Origin of the sequence: Citrobacter sp. XT1-2-2, from assembly GCF_023516235.1 — a bacterium.
Taxonomy (GTDB): domain Bacteria; phylum Pseudomonadota; class Gammaproteobacteria; order Enterobacterales; family Enterobacteriaceae; genus Citrobacter; species Citrobacter werkmanii.
In genome coordinates, this window is sequence record NZ_CP097324.1 from 1,999,318 (window position 1) to 2,014,322 (window position 15,005).

At 53.6% G+C, this 15,005-nt stretch carries 16 protein-coding genes; 3 read left to right on the top strand and 13 right to left on the bottom strand.

From position 1 onward, the window contains the following. Positions 1-3: 3 nt before the first annotated feature. From fliL to fliF, 7 genes are all read right to left on the bottom strand, one after another. Complete coding sequence (gene fliL / locus M4I31_RS09420; protein WP_038641578.1) at positions 4-471, bottom strand: flagellar basal body-associated protein FliL; 468 nt, start codon at positions 469-471, stop codon at positions 4-6. A gap of 104 nt (positions 472-575) precedes the next feature. Then, complete coding sequence (gene fliK, locus M4I31_RS09425) at positions 576-1,790, bottom strand: flagellar hook length control protein FliK (protein ID WP_085048004.1); 1,215 nt, start codon at positions 1,788-1,790, stop codon at positions 576-578. Then, the gene (fliJ, locus tag M4I31_RS09430) at positions 1,787-2,230 is read right to left on the bottom strand and encodes a flagellar export protein FliJ (RefSeq protein WP_003030438.1); all 444 of its coding nucleotides are present in this window, start codon (positions 2,228-2,230) and stop codon (positions 1,787-1,789) included. Before fliJ ends, fliK begins: the two co-directional genes overlap by 4 nt. A 21-nt stretch (positions 2,231-2,251) precedes the next feature. After that, positions 2,252-3,622 carry a flagellar protein export ATPase FliI gene (gene fliI / locus M4I31_RS09435; RefSeq protein ID WP_085048005.1) on the bottom strand — a complete coding sequence of 457 codons (1,371 nt, stop codon included), beginning with the start codon at positions 3,620-3,622 and terminating at the stop codon, positions 2,252-2,254. Then, a complete protein-coding gene (gene fliH / locus M4I31_RS09440; protein ID WP_085048006.1) occupies positions 3,622-4,329 on the bottom strand; it encodes a flagellar assembly protein FliH in 708 nt (235 codons plus the stop codon). The genes fliI and fliH overlap by 1 nt, the downstream gene beginning before the upstream one ends. Beyond that, entirely contained in the window at positions 4,322-5,320 is a 999-nt protein-coding gene (fliG, locus tag M4I31_RS09445; RefSeq protein ID WP_003030443.1) for a flagellar motor switch protein FliG, read from the bottom strand. The genes fliH and fliG overlap by 8 nt, the downstream gene beginning before the upstream one ends. Beyond that, complete coding sequence (fliF, locus tag M4I31_RS09450) at positions 5,313-6,986, bottom strand: flagellar basal-body MS-ring/collar protein FliF (protein ID WP_038641569.1); 1,674 nt, start codon at positions 6,984-6,986, stop codon at positions 5,313-5,315. The genes fliG and fliF overlap by 8 nt, the downstream gene beginning before the upstream one ends. Positions 6,987-7,202: 216 nt before the next feature. Here fliF and fliE point away from each other — a divergent pair, with 216 nt between their 5' ends. Next, positions 7,203-7,517: a flagellar hook-basal body complex protein FliE gene (gene fliE, locus M4I31_RS09455; protein ID WP_016153486.1), complete on the top strand. Its 315-nt coding sequence runs from the start codon at positions 7,203-7,205 to the stop codon at positions 7,515-7,517. A 54-nt stretch (positions 7,518-7,571) separates the two neighbouring features. Here fliE and yedF read toward each other — a convergent pair whose 3' ends face one another. Then, a complete protein-coding gene (gene yedF / locus M4I31_RS09460) occupies positions 7,572-7,805 on the bottom strand; it encodes a sulfurtransferase-like selenium metabolism protein YedF (RefSeq protein ID WP_000790504.1) in 234 nt (77 codons plus the stop codon). After that, positions 7,802-9,028, bottom strand: coding sequence for a selenium metabolism membrane protein YedE/FdhT (gene yedE / locus M4I31_RS09465; RefSeq protein WP_371414781.1), 1,227 nt, complete (start codon positions 9,026-9,028; stop codon positions 7,802-7,804). The genes yedF and yedE overlap by 4 nt, the downstream gene beginning before the upstream one ends. A gap of 164 nt (positions 9,029-9,192) precedes the next feature. Between yedE and yedD the strand changes: the two genes are divergently transcribed. Continuing rightward, positions 9,193-9,606 carry a lipoprotein YedD gene (gene yedD / locus M4I31_RS09470; protein ID WP_038641556.1) on the top strand — a complete coding sequence of 138 codons (414 nt, stop codon included), beginning with the start codon at positions 9,193-9,195 and terminating at the stop codon, positions 9,604-9,606. 40 nt (positions 9,607-9,646) lie between these two features. On the opposite strand, the gene amyA is transcribed toward yedD, so the two are convergent. The 4 genes from amyA to fliD form a co-directional block, all read right to left on the bottom strand. Then, positions 9,647-11,134, bottom strand: a complete 1,488-nt coding sequence (gene amyA / locus M4I31_RS09475) for an alpha-amylase (protein WP_085048007.1) — start codon at positions 11,132-11,134, stop codon at positions 9,647-9,649. Between the two features lie 68 nt (positions 11,135-11,202). Further along, on the bottom strand, positions 11,203-11,574 hold the full coding sequence (fliT, locus tag M4I31_RS09480) for a flagella biosynthesis regulatory protein FliT (protein WP_003030458.1): 372 nt from the start codon (positions 11,572-11,574) through the stop codon (positions 11,203-11,205). Next, positions 11,574-11,981, bottom strand: coding sequence for a flagellar export chaperone FliS (fliS, locus tag M4I31_RS09485; protein WP_085048008.1), 408 nt, complete (start codon positions 11,979-11,981; stop codon positions 11,574-11,576). Before fliS ends, fliT begins: the two co-directional genes overlap by 1 nt. A 15-nt stretch (positions 11,982-11,996) precedes the next feature. Then, on the bottom strand, positions 11,997-13,397 hold the full coding sequence (gene fliD, locus M4I31_RS09490; RefSeq protein ID WP_085048009.1) for a flagellar filament capping protein FliD: 1,401 nt from the start codon (positions 13,395-13,397) through the stop codon (positions 11,997-11,999). 255 nt (positions 13,398-13,652) lie between these two features. On the opposite strand from fliD, the gene M4I31_RS09495 reads away from it, so the two are divergent. Then, positions 13,653-14,918, top strand: a complete 1,266-nt coding sequence (locus tag M4I31_RS09495) for a FliC/FljB family flagellin (RefSeq protein ID WP_085048010.1) — start codon at positions 13,653-13,655, stop codon at positions 14,916-14,918. Positions 14,919-15,005: the final 87 nt, after the last annotated feature.

Sequence of the window (15,005 nt, forward strand, 5' to 3'; positions counted from 1 at the left end):
TCTTTACCGCAGAATAAAAGCTGTATAAAGAACGTCGGTGACAACCTGTTTTGGCTGCCCGACAACGAGCGGAGTCGCGAGCGTCTCTTTGATGGCGGTAATCAGCTGTTGTTTACCTTCCTCGGTGGCGAGCGTAGCCGCATTTTGACGAGAAAACAGCAGCAGCAAGCGGCTGCGTACTTCCGGCAAATATTCATTCAGACGCGCACGTGTCGCTTCGTCTTTCATGCGCAACGTGATACCGATATACAGCACACGGTCCGCATCACCCAGATTGACGGTAAAGGTATCCAGCGCAAAGAACACCGGCGCAGGCGGTGGAGCCGGTTCCGCTTTGACGCTGGCGGACGGCTGCTGCTGCATGCGCCAGTAGCTATACCCCGCAGTTGCGCAGGCGGCGAGGGTAATTAATACCAGCAGAGGGATCCAAATAGCGCGTTTACTTTTTTTGTTAATCGCGGAGTCAGTCATCAGATACGGGCTTCCTGTTTCGGTACAGCTTATGGGCTGATTATCCCGTGTCCTGTCCACGACAAAGCGTGGAAAAGACGCGGATAATCATGCTACCTCTGGCGTTAGGCGAAGATGTCTACTGCTCCATCACCGCGGGCAGCGGCTTGCAGCGAGGCTGGCGTTGCCAGGATGGCGTCATCTTCAGCGGCAAAAATATCTTGTCCCTGAGCGCGACCAGCCTGTTGTTGCTGTCCGGAAGACTGCTGCTGTCCGGCAAAGCTCTCACTGCTAATGTTGCTTTGTCCCAACTGGATCCCACTGTCAGCCAACTGCGTACGCAGCATCGGTAACGCGGCTTCCAGCGCGGCGCGCACGTGACTGTGTGGTGATACCATTTGCAACTGTGCGAGGTTGTCATCCAGCTTAATGGAAATGTGCACCTGACCCAGATCCTGCGGATGCAGGCGCAGCTCTGCGCTCTGCTGGCCCTGACGCGTGAATAGTGTGACGTGCTGACTCAGTGATTGCTGCCATTCCTGACTACCCAACGGAGCGCTTAGCACCGGCGCGGCGGTAGGTAACGGCTGAGCATGTGTCTGTGGGCCACTTAACGGAGCCGCCGTCACGCCAATGCTGGTCGGCGAAGGGGCGCTATCAATTTCCGCTCTGGTCGCCGCCGCTACCGTCAGTGGGGTTAGCGTCGGATTGTTTGTCTGATCCAGGCTGCTGCCAGGAGAGGCAATGTCCGTTTTGCTTTTTTTGGCGTCACCGGGCAGCAGTTCGACCGCGTTATCGGTGATAGCGCCATGTGCCGTGCCTCGTGACAACGCCGAAAGCGAGGCATCAACGGGGGCAGGGGTGTTGTCGACGGCAGGTGTCGCCAACGGTTGTCCCGGTAGCATGGCGAACAGCGCGCTCAGGTTGGCGAGATCGTCATCGCTGAGCGTGGTGTTTTTTTCATCCTGCTGAACCGTTTTGCCCAGTGTCGTCAGGGCATTCACTTTCAGCGACGGCGTCAGCGCTGACAACAGTTGCTGAGCATCTGTCATGTCGGCAAGAGAAGCATCGGTTTGCATCTCTTTTTGCGCCAGCAGATCGGTTAACTTGACCGCCTGGGTGACATCGCCATTTTTTTGCAGCAACCCATTTTGCAGTTTACTGCCCGCCGCCTGCAAGTCGGCAAGCGTCAATGGCGCGCCTTTACCCTGCGCGTCGCCCGCACCTAATGCGCCAGCCAGCAGCGCTAAAAAATCCTCGGGTGAATCTACCGCTTTGCCTGACTGAAGACCTGCGGCTACGTCGGTGTCGGTGGTAATCAGTTGGGGTAAAGTAATCATTCGGGTTTCCTCATAGCTGCACGCTGAGCAAATTCATCCATTTTTTTCTGATCCAGACGGTTTTCGGCCAGTAACGCCGCCGAGGTTTGTCTGTCCTGCAGAGTCTGCCACGCCTGCAACCGTTGTTTTTTATCGCGCCAACTGTTCAGCGCCTGGTCCACTTTCTGTGTCCATTGATTGAGCTGCTGGCGATGTTGCTCAATCGCTTTTTCCAGGGTCTGAATAAACTGCTGATAGTTAATCCAGCGATTACTGGTAATACCCTGACCCATATCGTTATTCAGATTGTTACGGTACTCATGCTGATAATCGATCAGCATTTTCAACTGTTCTTCCGCCTGCTGACAGCCACGACGCATCTCTCCCAATAAGACAGCAGCGTCATCTACCTCTTTTTCAGCCAGGTCTTTCAGCGTTGCTAATGCACCATGTTGTGCCATGACCTATGCTCTCCTGCTCAATCACACACCAGGGAAAATCAGTTCTAAAGCGTGCAGGGAATCTTCCCAGTCAGCCCGTTCAAAGATGCCTTGCTGTAAAAATGCTTCCAGTTGTGGCCATAAGGCGATGGCTTTATCCAACATCGGATCGCTGCCTTTGGCATATGCCCCGACGCTGACCAGGTCGCGGTTACGCTGGAAGCTGGATAGCAACTGTTTAAAATTACGCACCCGCGCATAGTGCTGTTCACTAATGAGCGCGGTCATGGCGCGGCTGATCGAGGCTTCTATATCGATGGCCGGGTAATGACCTGCCTCGGCCAGATGGCGGGACAGCACAATGTGACCGTCCAGAATCGCGCGTGCTGAATCGGCAATCGGGTCCTGCTGATCGTCACCCTCGGTCAGGACGGTGTAAAACGCGGTAACTGACCCGCCGCCGTGAATACCGTTCCCGGCACGTTCCACCAGCGCCGGTAATTTGGCGAATACTGACGGCGGATAACCTTTGGTTGCTGGCGGCTCGCCGATCGCCAGCGCGATCTCACGTTGCGCCATCGCATAGCGGGTGAGGGAATCCATAATCAGCAATACGTGCTGTCCACGATCGCGGAAATCTTCGGCGATGCGCGTGGCGTAGGCCGCGCCCTGCATACGCAACAGCGGCGAAACGTCCGCTGGAGCGGCAATCACCACCGAGCGTGCGCGACCGTCAGCGCCGAGAATATTTTCAATAAAATCTTTAACTTCGCGGCCACGTTCGCCAATCAGCCCGACGACGATGACATCGGCCTGGGTATAACGCGCCATCATGCCAAGCAGGACGCTTTTACCGACGCCCGAACCTGCGAAAAGTCCCATACGCTGACCGCGCCCGACGGTTAACAACGCGTTAATGGGGCGCACGCCGGTATCCAGCACATGTTCAATAGGTGTGCGCTGCAGCGGGTTAAACGGCGGCGTGATCAGCGCCCCGGTTTCGGTGGTGTCCGGCGCGGGCAGACCGTCGAGCGGTTTGCCGCTGCCGTCGAGCACCCGGCCCAGCAGAGCAGGACCCAGCGGTAATTGTTTCCCGCTTTGCAGACCTTCTCCGGCAATATTCTTCGCGTACACGCGCGCGCCGGGCAGAACGCCTTCGACCTCTTCGAGCGGCATCAGAAACAGTCGCTGACCGTTAAAGCCCACGACTTCACTTTCAACTTCCTGGGTTTCGTTGCCATCCTGCCGTTCAATGACGCAGGTGGCGCCCAGCGGCAGCTGTAATCCGGTGGCTTCCAGCACCAGCCCGGTGGCGCGGGTCAGACGCCCGTAACGACGCACCGCAGGCAGCAGCGACATTTTCTCTTCGAAGTTGTCCAGCGTATTGAGCCAGCGAGTCAGACGAGTGGTCATTACACGACTCCTGGCGCGGCCAGACGGCAGAGCTCTTGCCAGCGCGTGGCGACGCTGGCATCCAGATCGCCTTCGTCGGCAGAGACTTTACAGCCGCCGTGATGCAACGTGGGATCGCCGCGCAGCCGCCAGCCGTGCAGACTGAGGGTGGCGCCGAGCATCTCTTCCACCCGCTGGAGATCGTCCGGATGTACGCGCAACTGCGGTTTACCGCTAAATAGCGGTTCCTGCTGCAAGAGCTGTTGGATTTGTTTAATCAGCGCCGCGTTATCTACGACAGGCGTCTGACCTATCACCTGACGCGCCGCCTCCAGCGCCATTTGCATCAGGCGCGAGGCAATCACGCTGTCCAGAGCGTCCAGCGTATTCTGAAATTCGCTCACCAGCTGCTGCATACGGGCAGTGATTGGCGCATGCTGCGCACGTGCCTGGTTCTGGCCTTGCTCCAGGCCCTGATTCAGTCCTTCCTGATAGCCTTGTTCGTGGCCCTTTTGTCGACCTTCCGCCAGACCAGCGTTATAACCTTGCTCGTGGGCCTGCATTTGCAACTGCGCGAGCTGCTGCTCAAGCTGTTGCTCTGCTGAGAGTTCCGGCTCGTCGGTCTCTGCTGACAACGGTGTTTCACTGTGGTCGGCCAGGACGAACTCCGCCACCGGTGGGGCGAGATCGTCCGGGGTCCAGACTTTCCACGGCAGTTCGTTAGACATAAGTATCCTCGCCGCTGCCGATCACCATCTCGCCGGTTTCCGCCAGACGACGCACAATAAGCAGAATCGCTTTCTGTTCGTTTTCCACTTGCGACAAACGTACCGGACCGCGGTTGGCAAGGTCGTCGCGCAGAATATCGGCAGCACGTTGCGACATATTGCGCAGGAACTTCTCGCGTAGCGGCTGTTCGGCGCCTTTCAGGGCAATCAGCAGCGATTCGGAATCCACTTCCTGCAGCAGGCGCTGGATACTGCGATCGTCGACGTCCACCAGGTTTTCGAACAGGAACATCTCGTCGATAATTTTCTGCGCCAGTTCGCCGTCGAATTCGCGCACGGCGGTAATAACGGCTTCTTCCTGCTGGGTTTTCATCAGGTTGATGATTTCCGCTGCCGTTCTCACGCCGCCCATTTTGCTGCGCTTGAGGTTCTGGCCGTCGAGCAGACCATTCAGTACTTCGGTCAATTCCGCCAGCGCGGCAGGCTGTACGCCGCCGAAAGTGGCGATACGCAGCATGACGTCGTGACGTAAACGTTCGTCGAACAGCGCCAGAATATCGGCCGCCTGGCCCCGTTTGAGGTGCACCAGAATGGTGGCGATAATCTGTGGATGCTCGTCGCGGATAAGGTCGGCGGCGCTTTGCGGCTCCATAAAGTTGAGCGTTTCAATGCCGCTGGTGGTATCGCGGGTTTCCAGAATATCTTCCAGCAGGCTGGACGCGCGTTCTTCACCCAGCGCTTTCACCAGCACCGAGCGCAGATATTCGTTGGCGTTAATGTTGAGCGCGGCAAATTGTTCGGCTTCTTGTTCAAACTCCGCCAGCACTTCCGTCAACTGTTTATTGGAGATCTGGCGTACGTTGGCCATCGCCGTACTGAGCGCCTGAACTTCGCGCGTGGAAAGGTGCTTAAACACCTCCGCCGCGCGATCTTCGCCAATGGTCATCAGCAGGATGACGCTTTTATCGGTACCGGTAAGGGCATTACTCATGATCGTTACTCATCCACTGACGAATGACCAGCGCCACGACGCGCGGATCGTTATCTGACATTTCACGAATACGCTGGCTCATGACTTCTGCGCCCAGACGCTGATTCGTGCGACGTTGCTGGGTCTGTTCGTCTTTGCTGAGGCGAACTTCTACCGCTTCTTCGGTTTCCTGACGGATACGTGTTTGTTCTTGCGCGGCTTTCGCTTCTTCGCTGCGACGGAGCAACTGCGGGCGAACGGCTTTCCGCCACAGGAGCCAGGCGACCAGCAGAACCAGTAACCAACGACCTGCGGACATTAACTGATCAATAAAGAACGGCTGTTTCCAGAACGGAAGCTCACCCATGGAATCGTCGGTCGCTGTGAACGGAGAGTTCACCACGTTCAGGGTGTCGCCACGTTTGTCGGAGAACCCCATCGCCTCGCGGGTCAGATCCTCAATCTGTTTCATCTGTTCGGCAGTTAACGGCAGCGGTTTGCCATCCGGTAACGTTTTATAGTTGACCACGACGGCCACCGAGAGACGCTGCACATCGCCAACGTTCATTTTGGTGTGGCGAATGGTACGGTCGACTTCATAGTTACTGGTTTCATTGCGCTGCGTACTGCGCGGACCTGCATTGTTACTATTATTCGTTGTCTGCGTGGTTTGCGCATTTTGCTGATTAGCCGGTGGGTTGGCGATTGGCGCGGTATTAGCCGGGGCTGGCTGATTAGACAATGCGCCCGGGACGCCGCCAGGCGCTCCGCTACCAATTTGCTCACTGACGTTTAACTGGCGTGAGCGCAGCACGGCCTGGGACTCATCGCCGTTTGGACGGTATTGCTCTTCGGTTTGCTCTTTGTTGGCAAAATCCAGCTGTGCGGTGACCTGTGCGTGTACGTTACCGTTGCCGACAATCGGCGACAGGATCGATTCGATCCGGCGTTGCACGCGGGCCTCGACATCGCTGGCGTATTTCAGTTGCGCATCGTTGAGATCGCGGCTGCTGGTGTTCGACTGGGTTAACAGATGACCCGCCTGGTCGACCAGCGTTACGTTGCCCGGCGGTAAGCCTGCAACAGCGCTGGAGACCAAATGCGTGACCGCGCTGATCTGACCTTCATCCAGCGCACGCCCCGGTTCCAGATTAACAGTGACGGAGGCCGAAGGCGCTTTTTGCTCACGTACAAACAGCGATGGTTTAGGCATCGCCAGATGCACGCGGGCGCGTTTTACCGGGCCCAGGGTTTCAATGGTACGGGCTAACTCACCTTCCAGCGCGCGCTGGTAGTTAACCTGCTCGCTAAACTGGCTGATACCAAACTTTTCCTGATCCAGCAGTTCAAAGCCAACGGCGCCACCTTTCGGCAGGCCTTGCTGCGCCAGACGCAAGCGCAGCTCGTGGACTTTATCGGCAGGAACTTCAATAGCGCCGCTTCCCTCAGTAAAACGATAGGGAACGTTCATCTGCGTCAGTTGGGTGACAATCGCGCCGCCATCCTGATCGGAAAGATTGCTGAACAAGGTGCGGTAGTCGGGCGCTTTGGCCCACAGAACCATCGCCACAACGATAGCGACGGCAGCGGCTCCTGCCACAATCAGAGGAATTCTGGGATTCGCGCGCAGGCGGTTTAACCACTCGAGAGGTTTAAGCTGGGTTGCAGTCGATGCTGTCGCACTCATCTCGCACCTCGTGGCTTATCGTGGACGGCGTTTTTTGCAAAGTGGAACAAGACTCACTCCCGGGTCAGCAAACTCGAAAAATTGACGGTCTCATTATTTGCGGTTTCGAATTTTTCTATGGGTTAAAAACCGTGGTTTTTTATCGTTATTTAACGCCTTTATCTTATTGACTAACTGGTAATCTCAGCTACGTGAAAATTCATCCAGGGGATCAGAATGTCGGCAATACAGGGGATTGAAGGGGTCATCAGCCAGTTACAAACCACGGCGATGTCAGCAAAAATGCAGGATATGCAGCCACAACCGACCGTGAGTTTTGCCGGTCAGCTACATGCGGCGTTAGACAGAATCAGCGATGTGCAGACCGCGTCCCGTGTCCAGGCTGAGAAATTTACCCTCGGTGAACCGGGTATTGCGCTGAATGATGTGATGACCGATATGCAAAAAGCGTCGGTGTCGATGCAGATGGGGATTCAGGTTCGTAATAAACTGGTATCGGCGTATCAGGAAGTGATGTCGATGCAGGTGTAGGGACAACGTGCAGATAATGTAGGCCGGATGAGCGTAGCGCCATCCGGCAAACACTTACTTTTGAATCAAATAGCGAATAGTTGGGCCATCCTGCTGAATATCCAGCACCGTATAGCCGTGATTGCGCGCATCCAGTGGAATATTATTGATTGACTGCGGGCAGTCGCTCACCACTTCCAGAATTTCACCTTTCTTTAATTGCGGCATCGCCTCCAGCGTGGCAACTGCCGGATACGGACACGGTTCGCCGACCATATCGAGGCGATAATCAGGCACGATATTTTTCATACAGACTCCTTGGCTGGCGTCAGCCCGGCACGGCGGAAGAAACGCTTTTCCCAGCCGATGATGAGCATCAGCGCGGTAAATAACAGCAGATAGGTCACCAGCAGGCCACCCAGCGGACCAAAGGTGTTGAGCAGATTCACCTTATCCCAGTTGGTGGCCAGAGCAGGCGCAAAATCATCCCAGTAGTAAGCCAGAATGGTTGAGCCAATAACGTTGCCCAGACCAACCCACCAGTAATGCACCTGGCCTTCAACCGCGCGGTACATCCAGCCGGTTTCACACCCGCCCGCTAAAACAATACCGAAGCCGAACAGCAAGCCGCCAAGCACTGCGTTCGGACCCGCCCACATAATCTTCGGCTCGACGCCTAACTGCACATAACTAAAAATACCGATGGCGCTGACCGCCATCCCGAAGATGATCGCTTTTGCCATATGGGTGCGACCGGAAATCCACAGGTCGCGGAAGGCTGAAGTGAAGCAGATCTGCGCCCGTTCAATCAGCAGACCGAACCCGACGCCGAACAGCATCGCCAGGCCGAGCTTAGGTTTATCCATCGCAGTGAGTAACGCCCAGCCGATCATGCCGATAAACACCAGCATCCCGAGGCGAAAACGACGACGCGCCTGATCCGGTTTTTGCGTCAGCGGGGAAGCGGCGGAGACTTTCTGCATTTTGACCGGAATACGGAACATCGGCAGCAGGGTAAAGCGTGCGCCAAACCATGAACCAATGGCTGTTGCCAGCGCAAAAAACCAGGCGTGTAGCGAGAACTGCGGAATACCGGTGAAGAACGCGGCCAGGTTACACCCCATTGCCAGACGGGCGCCGAATCCGGCAATCATCCCGCCGACTATCGCCTGCATAATGCGTATCCGACTGCGCGGCATGCGGAGTTTGACGTTGTTGGCCCAGAGAGCGGCAGCAAAACAGCCGCCGAACATACCGAGTATCATCATTCCGTCGATACGGGTCAGGGGAGAGCCTTCAAGATGGATAAGCTTGTAGTATCCCCACTCTTCGGCGTGAACGCCAAATAATTGCAGGATTTGACCGCCCCAACGGGTGAATTCGCCGGTAACGGCCCAGAAGGTTCCGGTGATGCCGAAGTAGTAAGTAGAGAGAATACCCGCTGCGATGACCGCAGGGGCAGGGGCCCAAAATTTAATTAACCAGGCCTGTTTGAAGTGTTGCCATGACATGCGTTTTGCCTCTGAACTCAGAAGGTATGTAACAAGAAGTGTGGATACTACACCGATCAGAATTTTTGACTATGAGTAATAAGAGGTAACACTGTCTGGATCAATATTTCTCAATGCTACCGAAAGGCTGGCGGCATCAGACCTTTAATGCCACAATCCCATTTTCTTCGCATGCAGGATGAATGATGAAAAAATTAGCAATCGTTGGGGTATTTCTGGCGCTGAGCGGATGCGCCGAAGTAGAGAATTATAACGACGTGGTGAAAACGCCAGCGCCAGCCGGTCTGGAAGGCTACTGGCAGTCAAAAGGTCCGCAACGCAGCCTGGTCAGCCCGGAAGCCATTGCCAGCCTGGTGGTGACGAAAGAAGGCGATACGCTGGATTGTCGCCAGTGGCAGCGGGTCATTGCTCTACCGGGGAAACTGACGATGATTTCCGGCGATCTCACCAACGTGACCGTGAAACGTGAGCTGTATGAGATTGAGCGTGAAGGCAATACGCTGGAGTATGATGGCATGACGCTACAACGGGTGGATCGCCCGACGCCGGAATGTGCTGACGCGTTAAAGAAAACACCGCTGGCCACGCCGCTGCCATAAGCAGCACGCCCCGGTAGCCAGCGGCCACCGGGGTTGAGTATTACAACACGTCTTCAATCACCCACACGCTGACGCTACCGCCGTTACAGAAAAACGTCGCTTCGCCGTTTTCATCGGTGACCACGCTTTCTTCGCGATTTCCCAGATAATCACGCCAGGTTTTATTACCGTAATTCGCGCCGAGATTGATGGTCTTTTCCCCATCATCACCATTAGACAACACCACCACACAGCCGGGATCTTCGTCCGTTCCGCTGCGGCTAAAGGCGATACAGTTAGGGTGATCGAAAAAGAGCGTCTGTACGCCGTGGGCGAAGCGCTGGCGCGCGAGGATCAGTTCGGGGAGCTGTTCGATGATCGGCATGTCGATAGAATAGGTTTCGCCATCGCCGCCGGTGTCTTCGTAATGCGCCCCGTAGAGGTCAGGATAAAACACCGACGGTACACCGTTTTCCCGTAGCAGGATCAACGCATAGGCCAGCGGCTTAAACCATGACTCGACAGGGGCTTCCAGCGCCTGCAACGGCTGGGTATCGTGATTGGCAACCAGCGTGACGGCATGAAACGGATCGGCCTCGACTAACGTGTCCGTGAAGATTTGGCTCATGTCGTAATCGCGGCCCTGACGGGAGGCTTCGTGGAATTTCATCTGCAATGGGGCGTCGAACAGCATGGTTTTCCCCTCCACCTGGTTAATGTAGGTTTGCAGTTTGTCGACCTCGTGGGACCAGTATTCCGCGACAATAAATAATGGCTTGGGCGCGACCTCCTGTACGTGTTCAATCCACTCTTTATAAAACCATGCCGGAATATGTTTCACCGCATCTAAACGAAAACCGTCACACTGGGTTTGCTCCATCACCCAGCGCGCCCAGTATTTGATCTCCTCGGTCACGGCGTGATTTCGAAAATCGATGTTCTCGCCCATCAGATAATCAAAATTACCCAGTTCATCATCCACCTGATCGTTCCAGCCTTCACCGGTATAATCGTTAACGATTTTGAAAATGCCGTCTTCGGTGGGGTTCTCGATATGGTCAATGCCACTGAAGCATTTATAGTCCCAAATGAATTGTGAATACTGGCCTGCGCGGGCGGGGAAGGTATAGCGCGTCCAGGCCTCACATTCGATGATTTCATCGTCTATTTGCGTGCGATCGTCGGCGTTAACCCGCTGGACACGAATACTCTCTTTTTCATCCGCGCCCATTTTGTGGTTAACCACCACGTCGAGCAGTACGGCGATGTCGTTGTGTTTCAGCGCGTCAATTGCCGCCAGCAGCTGGTTTTTATCGCCATACTTGGTGGGGATGGTTCCCCTCTGGTCAAACTCGCCCAGGTCAAACAGATCGTACGAGTCGTAGCCAACGGAATAACCGCCTGATGCGCCTTTATAGGCGGGGGGCAGCCATACCATATTGATGCCGATATCATTGAGTCCGCCCGCGCGTTCGGCAAGCTCGGGCCAGAGTTGACCCCCATCGGGGTAATACCAGTGAAAATACTGCAATAACGTGGGATTTTTCATCTTCCGTGCTCCAGAAGTCGTTTGGCCGACCTCTGGAGTATGGAAGATTATTCAGATTTAACAGAAAATTATTGCGGGGCGGTGGGGGCGTCGGGTACTAACAGCATGCCGGAAAGACGGCCATAGGCGTTATTGAGCGTCTTCTGGCGCGTCGACTGGCCGATAAGATTGCTGAGTTCATCCAGCCGCTGTTGTAACAGTGTTTTGAGTAACTGTTCGTTATCCAGCGTCTGTTTAATATACCCGGCCACTAAGTCCTGAATACTTCGTGTAATGCCAGGTGGAGTTTGCTCTTCCATGACCACTTCAATACTTTGCAGATACGTAACTTCCTGTTCCAGTAAAAGGTCCCATTCACCCCGCTGCGCCAGTTCCAGCAGCGAGTGACTGAGTAGCGCGATGCGCTGCCAACGGTTGATAAACTCCACGGCTGAGGTCATTAACGAGACTCCTGGGACGACGCTTTCGGTGAGATCTGTTTCCAGGCTTCCGCAATGTTGCCGAGCAACCCTTCGACTTCTTCAATAGCCTGACAATCATTACGCAAGTTGGCTTGCAGTAAACGACGAATCATATAGTCATACAGCGCAGACAGGTTGGTGGCGATTTCACCGCCATTTTCCTGATCCAGACCTGCTTTCAGACCATTGTCGATAATATTAATGGCTTTACTTAACGCCTCGCCTTTGGCGACGATATCACCCTGTTGCATAAACAGGCGAGCGCGCACCAGGGCGCTGTTCGCGCCATCAAACAACATTTCGATCAGCTGATGCGGGCTGGCGCTCATTACGGCGCTTTCCACACTGACCTGTGCATAGGCTTTGGTACCGCTCGCGGTATACATGCTTACCTCGTGTTATCAGGATTTATTCATCGCTGTAAATTGTTGGCCCAGGTAGGTACTGGTGTTATTCAATTTGCTCATCATGCTATCGAGCTGGGTAAACTGCGCCGTATAGCGCGCAACCATGTCGTCAATGCTGGCGCTGACTGACAGGTACTGTTTGGTCAGTTTCTTCAGCGTGGCGTTAATGCTGTCTTGCGCACTATCAATAATGCCGTCATCAGCCAGATAGCTTTTTACTTCAGTGGCAATTTTTGTAGTGATGCCGGTTTCTTTGCCGTCGCCAGCCAATAACTCGCGTACCGAAGCGGTGTTTTCGTCCAGCGCTTTTTTCAGTTTAGTGTCATCGATGGTCATCTTGCCGGTTTTGCCATCCTGCTTGATGCCAATTTCATTCAGCGTCTTAAAGGCGCCTTCGCTGCCGGAGTTAGCAAACTGCGCACGGATACCAGTCTGGATCATACGTACTACGCTATCACCCACTAGGGCACCGTTGTCTTTGTCCTGTCCTTCAGCACCTTGATCAACGGCTTTATATTTGGTCAGCGTATTAAAGGTATCGATCAGTGAGTTATAGGCATCCACCCAGCCTTTAATCGCTTCCGTAGCTTTCTCATTGCTTTTCGTGACGGTAACACGCGCGTCGGTGACCTTTTTGGTCAGTTCCAGCGTCACGCCCTGCGGGGCATCGGTAATTTTGTTGCTTTGACGTTCAATTGGGATCCCGTTCATCGTGAGCTGTGCGTTTTGCGCTTTAACCAACTCAGTCATTTTTCCGGTGCCAGCTTTGCTGTCGTAGGCCAGCATATCGTTCAGCTTGCTGTCGCCGTCAACAGAGATGGTCATTTTGCTGTCCATACCTTCTGCTGCGGTCAGCACCAGTTTGAACTCGCCATCTTTCACCTTCACGATGCTGGCGGAGATGCCGCTATCGGTATCGTTAATCGCCTTACTGATATCATCCAGCGTGGTTTTGTCTTGCGACAGTTTAATCTCCAGCGGCTCTTTACGACCCGGCTGCTCAATCTTAATTGTACGGGTGGCAGAACCATCACCCAGCGCCTCTTTGCTGGAAGCAACCGATGAGGTGCTCAGAGACTGCGCCTGGGCCAGCTGTGTGACGCTGATGGTATAAATACCCGGTGCCGCGCCGGCTTCGGTGGTCACTTTCAGGTCTTCAGTACTGCTGGTCACATTGCTGCTTCTGAACAGTTCCGGTTTATTTAACGCGGTATTGGCCGTCTGGAATTTTTCCAGCGCACTCTTCAGCGTACCGTAAGCCGTCAGCCGGGCGGTGTTATCACTTTGCTGCTGAGTAATTGGATTTAGACGTTTTTTTTCTGCAATAGTCAGGTTGTTTAGCAACGTGTCCAGTGGTAAGCCTGAGCCCACGCCCAGTGATGTAAATGAAGCCATGCCCGATTCCTTGTGATTGCAAACAATTGTTAAGCGGGTTATCGGCAATCTGCGCGCAAAGTTTAATGATAGTTTTGTCAAAATAATGCGCGGAATAGTGGTGCATAAAGAGGGTATTTCACGGGCTAAGAAAAAAGAGAGCGGAAAGTAAAAATTTTCTAAAGTTCGAATTTAAGGTGCCGATACAAGGGTTACGGTGAGAAACCGTGGGCAACAGCCCAATAACATCAAGTTGTAATTGATAAGGAAAAGATCATGGCACAAGTCATCAATACAAACAGCCTGTCGCTGTTGACCCAGAATAACCTGAACAAATCTCAGTCCTCACTGAGCTCTGCTATCGAGCGTCTGTCCTCTGGTCTGCGTATCAACAGCGCGAAAGACGATGCTGCTGGTCAGGCAATTGCCAACCGCTTTAGTTCTAACATTAAAGGTCTGACCCAGGCATCTCGTAACGCCAACGACGGTATCTCCATCGCACAGACCACCGAAGGTGCACTGAACGAAATCAACAACAACCTGCAACGTGTGCGTGAACTGGCTGTTCAATCTCAAAACGGTACTAACTCTGACAGTGATGTTCAATCAATTCAGCAGGAAATAGAACAACGACTGGCTGAAATTGACCGTATTTCCGGCCAGACTCAGTTTAACGGCGTAAAAGTTCTGACTCAGGATACGAAGTTAGGTATTCAAGTTGGTGCTAATGACGGCGAGAAAATTGAAATTGATCTTAAAAAGATTGATACCACAACTTTAGGGCTGTCTAAATTCTCCGTCGATACTGGTTTTGACACTACAAAAGTAAATGCTACAGCTATTGCTGATGGTACTGCGAACGTTGCCATTTCATATAAAAAGGTGACTGCAGATATCCAGGCTGATGGTAATGCTACGAAGAAAACAGCTGATGGACTGTATGCTTTAAGTAATGGCTCTGGTTATGCAGTTAAAACGGGGGCAACCTACCATGCAGCAACTATCGCTGCTGATGGTAAAGTAACTTGGGATTCTGGTTCTACTGATATTGCAGCTACTGTTGATACGACTAAAGCGGTCACTGAAGCGAATGTCGCGACGAAAAAAGTTACTGTTGATACAAAGTCATTGGCAGCTAACCAGACTTTAAACTCTTATAAAAAAGACGACGGTACTCTGGGTTATGTGATCAAGGAAGGTACCGATTATTATCGTGCTGACATCGATTCAAACGGAAAAGTTAAAGTAGGTACGGCAATTTCCAGCAATCCTGATGTGCTTTCAACTATTGATAGTGCACTGAAAATGGTTGATGGGCAGAGAAGTTCACTTGGTGCAATTCAGAACCGTTTCGATTCTACTATCACCAACCTGGGCAACACCGTTAACAACCTGTCCTCTGCTCGTAGCCGTATCGAAGATTCCGACTACGCGACCGAAGTGTCTAACATGTCTCGTGCGCAGATCCTGCAACAGGCGGGTACTTCTGTTCTGGCACAGGCTAACCAGACCACGCAGAACGTTCTGTCTCTGCTGCGTTAATTTACGCTTATCGCGCAAACCCCGCTCCGGCGGGGTTTTTTACATTTATCTTTACCCGTAACCCCCAAATAACCCCCCATTTCACCC

Excerpts from the sequence above, each read along its gene's own strand:
- fliL (WP_038641578.1), bottom strand. The coding sequence starts at position 471 with ATGACTGACTCCGCGATTAACAAAAAAAGTAAACGCGCTATTTGGATC.
- fliK (WP_085048004.1), bottom strand. The coding sequence starts at position 1,790 with ATGATTACTTTACCCCAACTGATTACCACCGACACCGACGTAGCCGCA.
- fliJ (WP_003030438.1), bottom strand. The coding sequence starts at position 2,230 with ATGGCACAACATGGTGCATTAGCAACGCTGAAAGACCTGGCTGAAAAA.
- fliI (WP_085048005.1), bottom strand. The coding sequence starts at position 3,622 with ATGACCACTCGTCTGACTCGCTGGCTCAATACGCTGGACAACTTCGAA.
- fliH (WP_085048006.1), bottom strand. The coding sequence starts at position 4,329 with ATGTCTAACGAACTGCCGTGGAAAGTCTGGACCCCGGACGATCTCGCC.
- fliG (WP_003030443.1), bottom strand. The coding sequence starts at position 5,320 with ATGAGTAATGCCCTTACCGGTACCGATAAAAGCGTCATCCTGCTGATG.
- fliF (WP_038641569.1), bottom strand. The coding sequence starts at position 6,986 with ATGAGTGCGACAGCATCGACTGCAACCCAGCTTAAACCTCTCGAGTGG.
- fliE (WP_016153486.1), top strand. The coding sequence starts at position 7,203 with ATGTCGGCAATACAGGGGATTGAAGGGGTCATCAGCCAGTTACAAACC.
- yedF (WP_000790504.1), bottom strand. The coding sequence starts at position 7,805 with ATGAAAAATATCGTGCCTGATTATCGCCTCGATATGGTCGGCGAACCG.
- yedD (WP_038641556.1), top strand. The coding sequence starts at position 9,193 with ATGAAAAAATTAGCAATCGTTGGGGTATTTCTGGCGCTGAGCGGATGC.
- amyA (WP_085048007.1), bottom strand. The coding sequence starts at position 11,134 with ATGAAAAATCCCACGTTATTGCAGTATTTTCACTGGTATTACCCCGAT.
- fliT (WP_003030458.1), bottom strand. The coding sequence starts at position 11,574 with ATGACCTCAGCCGTGGAGTTTATCAACCGTTGGCAGCGCATCGCGCTA.
- fliS (WP_085048008.1), bottom strand. The coding sequence starts at position 11,981 with ATGTATACCGCGAGCGGTACCAAAGCCTATGCACAGGTCAGTGTGGAA.
- fliD (WP_085048009.1), bottom strand. The coding sequence starts at position 13,397 with ATGGCTTCATTTACATCACTGGGCGTGGGCTCAGGCTTACCACTGGAC.
- M4I31_RS09495 (WP_085048010.1), top strand. The coding sequence starts at position 13,653 with ATGGCACAAGTCATCAATACAAACAGCCTGTCGCTGTTGACCCAGAAT.